Annotated in this window: 12 protein-coding genes and 1 other RNA gene; 9 read left to right on the top strand and 4 right to left on the bottom strand. The window is 48.1% G+C overall.

Features of this window, described 5'->3' with window-relative positions:
• Nucleotides 1-94 precede the first annotated feature (94 nt).
• The 9 genes from HQ50_RS04355 (at nucleotide 95) to HQ50_RS04395 (ending at nucleotide 9,218) form a co-directional block, all read left to right on the top strand.
• On the top strand, nucleotides 95-865 hold the full coding sequence (locus HQ50_RS04355) for an enoyl-CoA hydratase-related protein (protein ID WP_039428483.1): 771 nt from the start codon (nucleotides 95-97) through the stop codon (nucleotides 863-865).
• Between the two features lie 47 nt (nucleotides 866-912).
• Nucleotides 913-1,758 (top strand): 3-hydroxybutyryl-CoA dehydrogenase, encoded by an 846-nt coding sequence (locus HQ50_RS04360; protein ID WP_018964621.1) that lies wholly within the window; start codon nucleotides 913-915, stop codon nucleotides 1,756-1,758.
• A 987-nt stretch (nucleotides 1,759-2,745) separates the two neighbouring features.
• The gene (locus tag HQ50_RS04365; protein WP_039425175.1) at nucleotides 2,746-3,090 is read left to right on the top strand and encodes a DUF4180 domain-containing protein; all 345 of its coding nucleotides are present in this window, start codon (nucleotides 2,746-2,748) and stop codon (nucleotides 3,088-3,090) included.
• Nucleotides 3,091-3,530: 440 nt separating this feature from the next.
• Nucleotides 3,531-5,012, top strand: a complete 1,482-nt coding sequence (proS, locus tag HQ50_RS04375; protein ID WP_039428485.1) for a proline--tRNA ligase — start codon at nucleotides 3,531-3,533, stop codon at nucleotides 5,010-5,012.
• Between the two features lie 56 nt (nucleotides 5,013-5,068).
• Entirely contained in the window at nucleotides 5,069-5,398 is a 330-nt protein-coding gene (locus HQ50_RS04380; protein ID WP_039428488.1) for a hypothetical protein, read from the top strand.
• A 15-nt stretch (nucleotides 5,399-5,413) separates the two neighbouring features.
• Nucleotides 5,414-6,184, top strand: a complete 771-nt coding sequence (gene trmB, locus HQ50_RS04385) for a tRNA (guanosine(46)-N7)-methyltransferase TrmB (RefSeq protein ID WP_039417875.1) — start codon at nucleotides 5,414-5,416, stop codon at nucleotides 6,182-6,184.
• Nucleotides 6,185-6,201: 17 nt separating this feature from the next.
• Nucleotides 6,202-7,320 (top strand): Mrp/NBP35 family ATP-binding protein, encoded by a 1,119-nt coding sequence (locus tag HQ50_RS04390; RefSeq protein ID WP_039428491.1) that lies wholly within the window; start codon nucleotides 6,202-6,204, stop codon nucleotides 7,318-7,320.
• 26 nt (nucleotides 7,321-7,346) lie between these two features.
• An RNA gene (rnpB, locus tag HQ50_RS10365) (RNase P RNA component class A) lies at nucleotides 7,347-7,749 on the top strand.
• A gap of 86 nt (nucleotides 7,750-7,835) precedes the next feature.
• Complete coding sequence (locus HQ50_RS04395) at nucleotides 7,836-9,218, top strand: YihY/virulence factor BrkB family protein (protein WP_039428673.1); 1,383 nt, start codon at nucleotides 7,836-7,838, stop codon at nucleotides 9,216-9,218.
• A 33-nt stretch (nucleotides 9,219-9,251) separates the two neighbouring features.
• Here HQ50_RS04395 and ribF read toward each other — a convergent pair whose 3' ends face one another.
• Genes ribF through HQ50_RS04415 form a run of 4 tightly spaced genes read right to left on the bottom strand, consistent with a single transcriptional unit; the run spans nucleotide 9,252 to nucleotide 14,117 of the window.
• The gene (gene ribF, locus HQ50_RS04400; RefSeq protein ID WP_052074892.1) at nucleotides 9,252-10,223 is read right to left on the bottom strand and encodes a riboflavin biosynthesis protein RibF; all 972 of its coding nucleotides are present in this window, start codon (nucleotides 10,221-10,223) and stop codon (nucleotides 9,252-9,254) included.
• Nucleotides 10,211-11,506, bottom strand: a complete 1,296-nt coding sequence (locus HQ50_RS04405) for a murein hydrolase activator EnvC (RefSeq protein ID WP_039417877.1) — start codon at nucleotides 11,504-11,506, stop codon at nucleotides 10,211-10,213. The genes ribF and HQ50_RS04405 overlap by 13 nt, the downstream gene beginning before the upstream one ends.
• 11 nt (nucleotides 11,507-11,517) lie before the next feature.
• On the bottom strand, nucleotides 11,518-12,381 hold the full coding sequence (locus tag HQ50_RS04410; RefSeq protein ID WP_230587286.1) for a DUF4292 domain-containing protein: 864 nt from the start codon (nucleotides 12,379-12,381) through the stop codon (nucleotides 11,518-11,520).
• The gene (locus HQ50_RS04415) at nucleotides 12,378-14,117 is read right to left on the bottom strand and encodes a tetratricopeptide repeat protein (protein ID WP_039428493.1); all 1,740 of its coding nucleotides are present in this window, start codon (nucleotides 14,115-14,117) and stop codon (nucleotides 12,378-12,380) included. Before HQ50_RS04415 ends, HQ50_RS04410 begins: the two co-directional genes overlap by 4 nt.
• Nucleotides 14,118-14,142 lie beyond the last annotated feature (25 nt).

Consider the following 14,142-nt stretch of genomic DNA (forward strand, 5'->3'; position numbering starts at 1 on the left):
AGTATAACAAACCTTGCAAAGGAGCCGATGAGGCGAAGGGCTTTTGTAGCTCGTCGCATTCATTCGGCTCCTTTTTCATTCATCGAAGAGAGTTATGGAATTTCACAATCTGATTATCCAGTCGCAAGATGGCATCACGACGCTGACCATCAACAAACCGGAGACACTGAACGCCCTCTCCTCTGAAGTCCTTTCCGAATTGAAATCGGCCATTGCCGTTATCGCTACAGAAAAGCCTCGAGTGCTGATCATTACCGGAAGTGGCAAAGCATTTGTCGCAGGAGCAGACATAGCCGAGATGCAACATCTGAGTGCAGCCGAGGGAAAAGCCTTTGGAGGGCTTGGAGCAGAAGTATTCCGAAGTATAGAAGAATTGCCTTTCCCCGTTATTGCAGCCATCAATGGCTTTGCATTGGGAGGTGGATGCGAATTGGCCATGGCTTGTGACATCCGCATAGCTTCGGCTAAAGCCAAGTTTGGTCAGCCCGAAGTCGGATTGGGCATCACCCCCGGATTCTCCGGCACACAGCGATTGCCACGCCTTGTCGCTCCGGGTATAGCCAAAGAACTCATCTACACGGGTCGTATCATCGATGCAGAAGAAGCACTTCGTATCGGTCTTGTCAATCGAGTAATAACTCCGGAGGAATTATTACCTGCCACGATGGAAACGGCTCAACTCATTGCATCGCGTTCGGCTTCTGCCGTATCAGCGTCCAAGGAGGCTATCAATCGTGGTACGCAGATGCATATTGCCGAAGGTATTGCCTTGGAACAGAACCTCTTCGGTCTGTGCTTTGCCACAGCCGACCAGAAGGAAGGCATGGCAGCTTTCCTCGAAAAACGTAAACCGGCTTTCAGCTGAGAGCCAAAAAGAACAGTTATTCACATACACTTTTAATCTCCAACAAAATGAAAATAGCAGTAGTAGGTACCGGAGCCATGGGCAGTGGTATCGTTCAATGTATCGCCCAAAACGGTCTGGATGTCCTGATGAAAGGGCGAAGCGAGACTTCTATCAACAAATCGCTCAAAGGAATCGAAAAAAATCTCAACCGTCTGGTTGAAAAGGGCAAGATGTCTGCCGATGAGCAGCAAGCCATTGTGGCTCGCATCCGTACGACGATGGACTTCAATGACCTGAAAGATGCCGATGTCGTGATCGAAGCGATTGCCGAAGAGATGGAAATAAAGAAACAGGCCCTCAGTGCTGTGGCGGAAGTGGTAAGCGAGCAATGTATCATCGCGACCAATACATCTTCATTGAGCATCACAGCTTTGGCAACCGAACTCCCTACCCCATCTCGTGTGATCGGAATGCACTTCTTCAACCCCGTTCCCGTGATGAAACTGGTAGAAGTTATCAGTGCCCAGCAAACTTCGGACGAAGTGATGAAGCAGGTACTGGACTTGTGTGAAAAGCTCAAGAAAACAGCTGTACGCGTGAACGAAGCTCCGGGTTTCGTCGTAAACCGTCTTCTCATACCGATGATCAACGAAGGTATCGGAGCCTATGCCGACGGTGTGGCCAGCATAGAGGAAATAGATCAGGCCATGATGCTCGGTGCCAATCACCCGATGGGGCCTTTGGCTTTGGGCGATTTTATCGGTTTGGATGTCTGTCTGGCTATCATGGAGGTGCTGTTCACCGAATTCGGTGATGCCAAATATCGTCCTCATCCTTTGCTTCGCAAGATGGTACGTGCAGGACAACTCGGCCGCAAGACCGGCAAAGGCTTCTACGACTACAGCAAATAAGTCGTTTTTCTCGCCTATCGGATTTGTCCGAAAATAATCGAGGGTGTGCTGAATTTGCTTTTTCAGCACACCTTCATTGTTTTTTTGTCCTTCTCTTCGAGGGCCTTTTCCTTGACTCTTTCATCAAAAAGTTTGGAGAAATCATCCACGATACAAAAAACATCAACTATTATGGCAACTACCGACTCAAAAATCATGCGCCAAAAAAGTTTTCAACAACGAAGACGAGTTTGGAATGATTCCAAATAAGCAGGTGAAAGGAAGTGGATCTTGAAGTCGAAAAGTTGAGGAAGCGGACTTTCTCAAGTCGAAATATGATTTTTGGAAGAGAAGATAACGATCTATATATAAATTGTTTACAATAAATATATAGATCGTTTTCGTTTTATATATAAATCGTTTTCAATTTATATACAGATCGAAAGTCATTTCTATATAAATCGCAGGCTGAAAAAGGCCTTTTCAAGAGGCTATAAAACAGAGGCACCCGCACGATTCGTAGCAGAACCATGCGGGTGCCTTGTATTTTGGTGAAACGGTAGTAAAGTGCTATTCCACTCCTGTCCTCATTGCTGCATGCTTTCCTTTAGTCCGATAGGGGTATAAACAGGATACGGGCGTAGGAGTCATACACCCCGTAGTACAGCATATAGGTCGGGAATCGTAGTACAGGATTATTCTCATCAGATAGTTTAATAACGCGGTTTTATACAAGCAGTAATATCTCTAATACACAGTGGTTTATCCCTATTTGGGATTCTTTGTGAGCAGGCAAATATAGCAAAAAGGAGCAATTCGGATGAATCGTAATCCACACAACCCAAAGCATCGAGCAAACACCTGCCCACAGGAAAGAAAAAGATTTGCCCACTATTCTTTTTGCTAATTACTCGGTATATTTTCTCAATAAATCAAGTATATTTACGCTCTTAACCCAAGGAAGAAACTCTATCATTTCAGGGGTAGTAAACAACAATAGACCACCGTATGAAAATTAAAACTCACAATATCGACAATACAAAAGTAGCTGAAATTATAACAGACAAAATAATCTTAAGATCTACAGAAGACGGATTAGAATTGTTGGGGAATTTGTATTATCAAGGATTTGATAAAATCATTATTCATGAAAAGAATATCACACCTGATTTTTTTGACTTAAAAACTAAAATAGCAGGGGATATACTTCAAAAATTCTCACAATACCAAATGTCGTTGATAATTATTGGCGATTTTTCCAAATATAAGAGCAAGAGCCTGAACGACCTTATTTTTGAATGCAACAAAGGTAAACAAATCAATTTTTTCAAAGATTTAAGCGATGTATTGTAAAGCATGTAAACATAGAATTTTATGCTAACAATGAACTCAGAACAGAGAAACTTCCCGATTATCTGATAAAGGTATGGGAGGGGCTGTTCGAGCAACTCATCATTTTCTGACGGAGCAAAATATTCGACATCTTATTCCTCATGGTCGTAGAGCACTGAAATTGGTTGATTTATTCATTGTAAATGACGACAAACGCCCTATCGCATTTAGGGATATTGCGGAAGACAAGACAGATTACCCCTTCTATGCAAACCATAGAGATATGGTGCAAATCTCCCTCATTTCCATTTACTTACCTTCAATCCTCTTCCTAATACCCTTTCCTCTAATAGTTGCAAGTATCCTTTTCGTAATCCGCACTTCGTTTCACGGGGTTTTCTGCTATGATATTACTACCTTTGCGACACTGAAAAATATCTGAATATACTATCATTGAAAAAATGGCAAAAGAACTGAAAGAGCTGACATCGCGGAGCGAAAGCTATTCGCAGTGGTATCAAGACTTGGTTATCAAAGCCGATCTGGCAGAAAATTCGGCCGTACGTGGCTGTATGGTTATCAAGCCTTATGGCTATGCTATATGGGAGAAAATGCAAAGGCAGTTGGACGATATGTTCAAGGAAACGGGACACGTCAATGCCTACTTCCCACTTTTCATCCCGAAGAGCTTCCTGAGCCGTGAAGCAGAACATGTGGAAGGCTTTGCCAAGGAATGCGCCGTGGTAACTCACTATCGACTCAAAGCCAATCCCGATGGAGACGGCGTAGTAGTGGATCCGCAGGCCAAGTTGGAAGAGGAGCTGATCGTTCGTCCGACATCGGAGACCATCATTTGGAATACATATAAGAACTGGATACAAAGCCACCGCGATCTGCCCATCCTCTGCAATCAGTGGGCCAATGTGGTTCGATGGGAAATGCGTACACGCCTTTTCCTCCGGACTGCCGAATTCCTTTGGCAGGAAGGTCATACGGCTCATGCTACAAAAGAGGAAGCCGAAGAAGAAGCCAGACGGATGCTGGAAGTTTATGCCACTTTTGCCGAAGAATACATGGCCATGCCCGTAGTCAAGGGTGTGAAATCCGCCAACGAACGCTTTGCCGGTGCTGTGGACACCTATACGATAGAGGCGTTGATGCAGGATGGCAAGGCATTGCAGAGTGGTACATCCCACTTCCTCGGGCAGAATTTTGCCAAGGCTTTCAATGTGACTTTTGCCGATAAGGATGGCAATCGCGATTTCGTCTGGGCTACGTCATGGGGCGTATCTACCCGTCTGATGGGTGCTCTTATCATGTCCCATTCGGACGACAACGGTTTGGTACTTCCTCCGAAATTGGCACCTTATCAGGTGGTTATCGTACCGATATACCGCAATGAGGAGCAGTTGGCTCAGATCGATGAGAAAGCCAATCAGATTATTCAGGCTCTGCGAGCCAAAGGCATATCGGTGAAATACGACAACAGCGACAATAAGAAGCCGGGGTGGAAGTTTGCCGAATACGAGCTGAAAGGCGTACCCGTTCGCTTGGCTATGGGGGCACGCGACTTGGAAAACAACACGATCGAAATAGCCCGTCGCGATACTCTGACGAAGGAGACAGTCGGACTGGATGGTATAGAAGAAACAGTCGCTACCCTACTCGATGATATTCAGAAAAATATCTTCCAAAAGGCTCTGAACTATCGCAAAGAAAATACAATCACGGTGGACAGCTACGAAGAGTTCAAAGAAAAGATCGAAGATGGCGGATTTATCCTTGCTCACTGGGATGGGACCTCCGAAACGGAAGAACGAATCAAAGCCGAAACGAAAGCTACCATTCGCTGCATCCCGATGGATGGGGACATGACTCCGGGCAAATGTATGGTGACGGGTAAGCCCTCGCCCCAACGTGTGCTCTTCGCCCGTGCCTATTGATCCGTCAGGGGCCGGACATCAGTAAACAAAGAATCCACTAAAATACAGAAATACCTATGGCAGAAGAAATCCAAATGTACGACGATGCGGCATCCGTGGCTTTTATTCGCAATTTCATTCCACAGGAATTGAAAGAGAAACTGACCGATGACGACATTGTTTACATCGTCGATCTGATTTACGATTTCTACGAGAGTCGCGGTTTCATGGATATGACCGAGGACAGCGAGGAAACAGTGGAGGTGGACGAAGACGAACTCGTGGAGTACGTTGTCAAGAATGCCGCACGGGATGAGGTAGGCCACTTCTCTGCCGATGAGATACGCTTTGTCGTACAGGGCGAACTCGAATACTGCGAGAGTATCAATCTCTTCGAAGAGGACTGATACTCTACATTGGGCATGAGTAAGAACAAGCTGGCCAAATTTGCCGACATGGAGACGTTCCCTCACGTCTTCCAGTATCCTTTTGCCGTCTTGCAGCAACAGGAGGGTGGTTTTCCGCTAAAAGGGCGTTGGCACACGGATTTTTTCCACAACGATCACCCTATTGTCTTGGAGCTGGGCTGCGGTAGAGGAGAATATACGGTAGGTCTGGGCAAACGGTATGCGGAGAAAAACTTTATCGGCATCGACATCAAAGGTGCCCGCATGTGGGCCGGTGCCAAAGAGTCTCTTCAAGAAGGGATGCCCAACGTAGCTTTCCTTCGGACGGATATAGAGCTTTTGGATCGCTTCTTTGCCGAGGAAGAGGTGGCCGAAATATGGATCACCTTCCCTGATCCGCAGATGAAGAAAGTAGGCAAGCGACTGACCGGAACGCGGTTCCTCTCGCTCTATGACAAGGTACTCGAAAAGGGGGGGCGTATCCATCTGAAAACGGATAGTCCTTTCCTCTATACCTATACGAAGGCGTTGGTAGAGCTCAACGACCTGCCCGTACACGAGATAACGGATGATCTGTACGGCAAAGGATGCGTAGAGAATGAAATCCTCGGTATCCGAACTTATTACGAACAACAGTGGCTGGAACGAGGTCTGACGATCAAGTACATCAGCTTTGGCTTGGGAGAGCCTCTCTGCGAGTATCGGGAACCCGATATTGAAATCGAACCTGACAGCTACCGCAGCTACAATCGCTCCAGAAGAAGTCAGGCAGTTCCTTCCGAATAAATAAACCTATTCAGAATATGGCATATGTAACATTATATCCCAATCTTATCCTCGAAGCCCTTGGCAAAGTTCGCTATCCGGGGACAGGAAAAGATTTGGTTTCGGCCGGAATGGTGGAGGACGATATAAGGATCGATGGCAATAAGGTATCGTTTTCGCTCATATTCGACAAAGCGAATGATCCATTCATCAAATCCGTGGTCAAAGCAGCTGAGTCAGCCATCCTGACGTATATCAGCGAAGACATCGACATCAAAGGCAATATCTCTGTCAAGAGCAAACAGGCAATACCTGCACCTCCTGCCAAACTTTTGCCGGGCGTGAAGAATATCATTGCCGTATTTTCGGGCAAAGGCGGTGTCGGAAAGAGTACCGTTACGGCTAATCTGGCCGTCTCTCTGGCCAAAGCCGGCTATCGGGTAGGACTTTTGGATGCCGACATATTCGGCCCGTCTATGCCTAAGATGTTCCATTGCGAAGAGGCACGTCCCGTACTCGAAGAAGTGGATGGGCGCGAATTGATCGTTCCCGAAGAGGTGATGGGCGTGAAGATCCTCTCTATCGGATTCTTCGTGGATCCGAACGATGCTGTTCTCTGGCGCGGAAGTATGGCAGGCAATGCCCTGACGCAGCTTATCCGCGACGCTAATTGGGGTGAATTGGACTACTTCCTCATTGACATGCCCCCGGGGACGAGCGACATACACCTGACACTGGTGCAGACACTGGCTATTACCGGAGCCGTTGTCGTGACGACACCGCAGGACGTAGCCTTGGCAGATGCTCGGAAAGGAATCAGTATGTTTGTGGGAGAGAAGATCAATGTGCCGGTACTCGGTTTGGTGGAAAACATGTCGTGGTTCACACCGGCCGAACTGCCACAGAACAGATACTACATCTTCGGGCGTGATGGCGGTAAGAATTTGGCTGAGGAGCTGAACATTCCTTTGCTCGGACAGATTCCGCTGGTGCAGGGTATATGCCAAAGTGGAGACGAAGGTATACCCGTTGCTGTTCGGGACGATTCGATGACGGGAATCGCTTTCCGCGAATTGGCTGCCCGAGTGGTGGAGCAAGTGCACTATCGCAATGAACATCTCGATCCGACTAAGGTCGTAGAGGTGGCACACAGATAAGATATAGAAGACGAAAGAAAAGATAAGCAGCAGATCGGTCTGTCGCTCACTCTTTCGAGAGTGGGAGGAACGTCCGGGCAACGCAGAGCACCGTCCTTCCTAACAGGAAGCTACTCGTGAGGGTAGAGGTACGTAGAAGAGAATGACCGCCATCTTTCTGCTATCGGTTTGTGCTTCGGCACCGACTGGGCAGAGAGGGTAAGGGTGAGAAGGTTGGGGTAAGAGCCCACCGGGTGCAGCGGTGACGCTGCATGCCGTACGTCTGACGGGTTGTAAGATCATGTATACCGGCGCATGTAGGGTAGCTCGCCCGATGCCGGGGGGTAGATCGCTGGAGCCGTGCGGTGACGCACGGCCAAGATAAATGACAGACGCTCCGGCTACGTGTGGCCGTGAGTACAGAACCCGGCTTACAGATCTGCTGCTTTTTCTCTCTCTTCCAAGCCGGCACCGAATCGGAAGATTCGGCCTACCAGTATGGATTTACCAAGAATGGATTCAACCCGTTATTTATTATGAAAGAGAGCATTGACGAAAAAGAGAAAAAGAACGATAAGGGATTTTTCAAGCGGTGGTCTATCCGGATAAACCGAATGATTCTTTTTGTCACCAGAGATATGTGGCGCATTACGGACGAAGAGGTATCGGGGCCAAGTCGCTTGATGATCAATTCTTTCAAATCCGTTTTCCTCACAGTTCGTTACTTTATCCAGAATGATCTGGCTACACAGGCGTCTGCTCTCACCTATCGTACGATTCTTTCTATCGTCCCGATGCTTGCTGTCCTGATCGGTATTGCCAAGGGTTTTGGCATTCAGCAGGTAGTACATGATTGGCTCAAAGAATATCTGCCCGGTCATGGACAGGAATTGGATCAGGCTTTGGGTTATGTGGACAACTATCTGGCGCAAGTGCAAGGTGGCGTCTTCGTCGGTATAGGTCTTATCGTGCTGCTCTACACCGTCTTTTCATTGATAGCCACAGTGGAAGATACCTTTACCGATATTTGGCAAACCAATAAAAGACGTACATGGAAGCGAAGGGTAATCGATTATATGGGAGCTTTTTTCCTGTTGCCAATCCTGATCACGGCATCCAGTGGTCTTACTCTAATGATGACTACAATCAAGGGAACATACTTCAGCGAATACATCCTATTCGGCCCTATGCTGGAGTTGATCCTGAATTTGATACCTTACGTGATTATCGTTCTACTTTTTACCGGTACGTATATCGTATTACCCACAGTGAACGTCCGGTTTTGGCCGGCATTTATTTCGGGAGTGCTGGCCGGTATCGTTTTCCAGATATTCCAAGCTCTTTATATCAGCGGTATCCTTTGGATCTCGAAGTATAATGCCATATACGGTAGCTTCGCAGCAGTACCTCTTTTGCTTCTTTGGATACAGCTCTCTTGGACCATTGTTTTGTTTGGTGCACAGCTCAGCTTCTCTATTCAGAATGTTCGGAAATTTGCTTTTGAGCGGGATACGACCAATGTTTCACGCCGCTACATCGACTTCCTGACTATCGTCGTAGCTACACTGATCGTGAAGCGATTCTTGTCGGACGAGCGCCGCCCGCATACTGCGGACTCGCTTGCAGATGAGAGCAAGGCCCCGATTCGGCTTGTATCCGAAGCCATACACCGCTTGCTCTCCATCGGAGCTATAATGGAGGTGAATTATATGCACGACCCCAAGGCGGAGTTCTTTAGTCCGGCGGTGGATCCGGAAAAGATAACTGTGGGCTTCATCCTCGATCGTATAGATCGCCATGGGAGCGAACACTTCAAGGTAGACAATAAGGTTCGGTTCGCGCCCGAATGGCAAGCGGTAGAAGATTCCCGTCAGAGCCTGCACATCCCCCCTGCGGACACGCTACTAAAGAATTTGTAGGAGCTTATTCTCTGAGTACTCAGAGTATTCTGATTACTCAGAGTACTCGGATTGCTCGGACTCGAAGAGAGCTGAGATCCGGCCGTAGTCGGCTTGTATTTGTTGGCGAAGAGCTTCCAGGCTATCGAGCTTCATATCTCCTCTGATGAAGGTCACGAACTCCACTCGAATCTGGGAGCCGTAGATGGTTTTATCAAAGTCGAAGAGATTGACTTCGATCGTTCGCTGGTCGCCGTTGTTTAGCGTAGGCCTGCGGCCTATATACAGCATACCATTGTATCGCTCACCGCTTACAATGGCTCTGACGGCATAGACCCCATCGCAGGGGATCAGCTTGTGGCTGTCGCTTACGGTCAGATTAGCCGTCGGAAAGCCCAGTTCGCGCCCGATCCTAAAGCCATGCTCCACTTTCCCTGTCAGTATGTAGTCATATCCCAATAGCTGATTGGCCAAAGCAAGATTATTGTCCATCAGGGATTGGCGCACGGCACTCGAACTGGCCGGCACTCCACCTATCTGGGCCTGTGAAGCCTTCTTTACCGTAATGCCCAATGGTGTAGCTATCCGCTTGTATTCTTCCAGACCGGATATGCGTCCATGTCCGAATCGGTGGTCATAGCCGACGAGCAGGGCTTTTACATGGAGTCGTTTGTGCAGGACAGTTGTAATGAAAGTGTCGGCTGTCATCGCCACTAATTCGGGTGTAAAAGGCAGTACCACCGTATAGTCTACTCCTTCCGCTTCGAGTCTGAGGAGTTTTTCGCCTATTGTCGTCAGCTTCTGGTAGGGAGTTCCCGGGCGAACCACTGATATGGGGGGGACATCGAAGGTTATTACCATAGTAGGCAGATGCTTCTCTGTCGCCATCTTTTTGAGCTGATCGAGAAGAAAGCGATGCCCGAAGTGTACACCATCGAATGTGCCGATCGTAGCAGCTACTTTCGGGATCCAAGGAAGATCTCGGAATGGGGCATTATAGTCGTTGGGAATAGCTATCGTAACCATAGTCTTGGGTTTTGTTTGCTGCGTTCTTTCCAGATTTCGAAGTGGATAATAGTCTGGTTGTTGGAGGGATCTGTATAGGCACGTCCGAGAGCCTGACCCGTTTTTACGCGAGTGCCGGCACTTACGTATACCTTACTCAGATTGGCATAAACCGTGATATAGTTACCATGACGTACCATTACTGCCGAATTATAACCGGGTATCACGAATACGCTGGATACCACACCATCGAATACGCTGGTGGCATCGGATCCTGTTGCTACAGCGATGTCAATACCGCCGTTATTAACCTGAACTTTTTTCAGTTCGCTGTGCTGATGCACTCCGAAGTCGCTTACGATTCGGTATTTACCGCGAACGGGGCCGGGCAGGCGACCTTTGTTCTGAGCAAAGCTGCCTGAGAGCGCGCGTTCGGAGGCATCCATGGCATAGCCGCCTTTGGTTTCAGCCTTTCGTTCCGGTTCGGCTGGAACTGGCTTACCCTTGGCTTTGGCTTCGCGAGCCAATCGCTCACGCTCCTCACGTGCACGGCGTTCGGCAGCTTCTATCTCCTTAGCAATCTGTTTCTCGATCTTCCTGTTCAGAGCTTCAGCCTGCTTCTTTTGCTTTCTTAGCCGGGATTCCAAATCTTTTTGTTTGGCACCCAAGGCCTGCACCTGCCGGCGTTGCTCTGCTTGCTGTCCTTCGAGCTTCTTTTTTTCCTCTTCTCTGATCACCAAGAGACGTCCTTTTTCCTTCTTGGCCTCTTCTACGGTCGCACGTTCGGACTCCAGCTTGCTGCGTGTATCGCGAAGACGGACAGAGGCTTGCTTGTATGCGGAAGCGTATTGCTCCAGAAAACGCATTCGTCGCATTCCCTCATCGAAGCTTTTGGCAGATGAGATGAAAAGAATACGATCCAACGAGCGTTTCCGCTTTTGCATAGACTGTAGAGCATGGGCATATTCATCGGATCGGGCCTTCTCCTCCACGGAAAGCCGATGGCATACACCTGTCATAGAGTCTATATCCGACTGTAGCCCTTTTACCTCGCTATCCAAGAGTTGCACTACCTGCTTGCGCTGCGCAACCTGTTTGTTCAGGAGGTTAAGGTGTTTTTGTTTGTCTTGCTTGTCTTTCTTGGTCGTTTGCAGTTCGCGATCGGTTTTTTCGATGGCTTTCAGTGTTTCTTTTCGTTGTTTTTCAAGTTGCTGTACCTGCTTGGATTTCTGTCCGAAAACAGGCAAGAGAAATGCACTGAAGAGAAAGGTGCTACAGAGAAAAAAGCGGATTGAAGACTTCATGTGTAAATGGATTAGAAAAGCTCGGACAGATCTTCCAGCGTCATCCTGCCATAAGTGGATGTGTTGACGCGAGGGATTACATCTGTTTCATCGATATCTGTGAATCTCATTTTAGGCAGGTCGAGAGCAAGAGAGCCTTTGACCTGTCCCAAATGAAGCACTTGCAAAAGGAGTTTTGCAGGCAGGTTCTTCTCGGCACCATACTCTCGGAAAGATGAATAGGTAGTAATAAGTCGGTAGAGGGTGGACGGGTCGTATATACTCATGGAGAGGGGGCGTCCGTTGCTGCCGATCTCGGATATGTATTCCATCCGTCGATGGTCTTGATAGGAGAGCAATTGCCCTTTTTGAGCACCGGTCGAAAGCAAAAGATCGGATGCCACTACGGATGTGCCATCAGCCTTGAAGAGCTGTGCGAGGAAAAGCGATTCGAAGGCACGATAAGAAAGCTCTATACCGGTAAGTTCGCTAAGCTGCGAATAGGAGGCCGTCACGTAACGTTTGTTAATGGCATCCGTTACGGTCAGTCCTTCGGGCGTGATCCACGCTCGTCCGGCTACAACCAACGGAAAAGGCATAGCGACAAGGCGGATACCGCGATTGCGAACGAGAGTAAACTCGATACGTGTATTCACCTCCTTTTGATCGAATCGGAGAACAGCTTTACCCGTCGCACTGAATCTGTCCTGTCGAGGATAGTGCTCTTGTATGTTAGCAAAAAGAGCGGCAGGACTACTGACTTCCATATCGCTGCCGGCACCGGATATAGAGCCGAATGTGTGGGCGGAACTGCACCCTGCGACAAGCAACGACACAAAAAAGACAACAACGATAAATGCAAGCCCAACGGGGCCAAACTTCTTCCTGAGCATCATTTCTTCTTTTCAGGGATATATATTCCTTGTTCTATTTTCTTGTCCAGCATAGGACTGCCTCCTCCACCGATCTCTTTAGCCCGCTTCCATTCCTGCAAAGCTTCCTCCTTCTCTCCGAGCATATAGAGGACATCGCCATGGTGCTCTACGACATCGGCATCGGGGTTGTCTGCGGTCAGTCCTAAGGCTTTTTCTATGTAGAGTTTGGCCAACGTATAATTTTCTCTTAGAAAGAATACCCAACCGTAAGTGTCGAGTGAGACCGCATTGTCCGGCACCAGCTTGACGCATTGGGCTGCCATTCTTTCGGCTTTAGCCAGATCACCGCCTTCTTTGGCCAAGAAATACGCATAGTTATTGAGTACTCCCACATTGCGTGGGTTCAACTCCAACGCTTTTTCGTAGTTTGCAAAGGCTTCTTCGGGCTTTTTTTCTTCATAGGCCAGATCGCCTAATTGGCTATAAATATCCGATAGACCGTTGGGATCCTTCTCTGCATCGATATGCTCCAGTGCTTCTTGCAGTATGCGCTTGGCTTCCGAACTTTTTTTCTCTATATAGTAGGAAATGGCATCGTAGAGGTAAAATAGCGACACACCCGGCAAATACTGTCGCGCTTGTTCGGATATGCTGTGGACTTCGGTATGGTTCTGGCCGGTAACAGCTCTGCCCAGCATGAATTTCCATGTCCGTTCTTCTTTAGGAGCAAATTCCGTGATAGGTCGGCAAACCTCCATGGCATGGATAGAATCGCCCTGCATTTCCAAGAGTTCGGCATAGAAAAGGCGTGCATCCACTTCTGTGGGATGGCTGGCAAGTATCTTTTCGAGCAGGATATTGTACTCTTTTTTCGGTGCATCCTCTTCGTCTGTGTCAGTGCCGATAAAACGCAGGATGATCGGTAGCTTCTGCTCCGGTGCCACATCCTTGTCTGCGGCTACTTTGATCATTTCGTTGATGGCTGCTTCTTTTTCGTTTGTTCCCAAGTAATAGCTGGCCATAGCAAAATGATACAAGCCACTTGTCGAATCCGTCCGAGCTATCAGTTGCAGTTGCTCGTAGGCTTCGTCGTACTTCTCACTGTCGAGCAGAGTACCGGCATACTTCAGTCTAAACTCATTTACTTCCGGAAAGCGATTGCATAGACGGCGAAGTTCGTTCAGAGCCTTGTTGGTCTGACCGGTCATCAGGTAGAGACGTGCCCGAATCTCAGCATAGTTGGAGGCATCTGCTGCACTGACAGCATTTTGCTCCTCCATACGGTTGTATATGGATATGGCCTTGTCTATCTCTCCGGCTTGTACATACATATTGGCCAGTTTGAACCGAAGTTCATCTTCGGAAGGGAATTGTTCGGACATCTCCTCGTAAAGCCTGACGGCATCATCGGCACGTCCTTGGCGTTCGTATACGGCACCCAATATATTGCCGTAGTTCTTGTTGTCGGGATAGAGTTGATAGGCTTGCTCCAAATAACGCGTTCCTTCCTCCTGACGCCCGATGGCAAAATAGAGTTTTCCCAACTCCGATAACAGAGCTGCATCGTTGGGATTCAACCGATGACAATAACGAAAGATGTCGAAGGCTGCAGCATAATTCTCCTGTTCTCGTAGCCGGATACCCTCATAGAAATATCGGTCTAATTTAGATGCCGTACTGTCTGCAGTGGATGTGCTTCCGGCTACAGGAGAAATAGCCAAAAGAAACAGTAGGAGGATGATAGAATGGATCCGCATCTGTGGTAGTTGAAGGGGGAGATTG

This window comes from Porphyromonas sp. COT-052 OH4946 (genome assembly GCF_000765965.1).
Taxonomy (GTDB): Bacteria; Bacteroidota; Bacteroidia; order Bacteroidales; family Porphyromonadaceae; genus Porphyromonas; species Porphyromonas gulae.

Excerpts from the sequence above, each read along its gene's own strand:
- trmB (WP_039417875.1), top strand. The coding sequence starts at position 5,414 with ATGAGTAAGAACAAGCTGGCCAAATTTGCCGACATGGAGACGTTCCCT.
- HQ50_RS04380 (WP_039428488.1), top strand. The coding sequence starts at position 5,069 with ATGGCAGAAGAAATCCAAATGTACGACGATGCGGCATCCGTGGCTTTT.
- ribF (WP_052074892.1), bottom strand. The coding sequence starts at position 10,223 with ATGGTTACGATAGCTATTCCCAACGACTATAATGCCCCATTCCGAGAT.
- HQ50_RS04410 (WP_230587286.1), bottom strand. The coding sequence starts at position 12,381 with ATGATGCTCAGGAAGAAGTTTGGCCCCGTTGGGCTTGCATTTATCGTT.
- HQ50_RS04395 (WP_039428673.1), top strand. The coding sequence starts at position 7,836 with ATGAAAGAGAGCATTGACGAAAAAGAGAAAAAGAACGATAAGGGATTT.
- HQ50_RS04360 (WP_018964621.1), top strand. The coding sequence starts at position 913 with ATGAAAATAGCAGTAGTAGGTACCGGAGCCATGGGCAGTGGTATCGTT.
- HQ50_RS04390 (WP_039428491.1), top strand. The coding sequence starts at position 6,202 with ATGGCATATGTAACATTATATCCCAATCTTATCCTCGAAGCCCTTGGC.
- HQ50_RS04365 (WP_039425175.1), top strand. The coding sequence starts at position 2,746 with ATGAAAATTAAAACTCACAATATCGACAATACAAAAGTAGCTGAAATT.
- HQ50_RS04355 (WP_039428483.1), top strand. The coding sequence starts at position 95 with ATGGAATTTCACAATCTGATTATCCAGTCGCAAGATGGCATCACGACG.
- HQ50_RS04405 (WP_039417877.1), bottom strand. The coding sequence starts at position 11,506 with ATGAAGTCTTCAATCCGCTTTTTTCTCTGTAGCACCTTTCTCTTCAGT.
- HQ50_RS04415 (WP_039428493.1), bottom strand. The coding sequence starts at position 14,117 with ATGCGGATCCATTCTATCATCCTCCTACTGTTTCTTTTGGCTATTTCT.
- proS (WP_039428485.1), top strand. The coding sequence starts at position 3,531 with ATGGCAAAAGAACTGAAAGAGCTGACATCGCGGAGCGAAAGCTATTCG.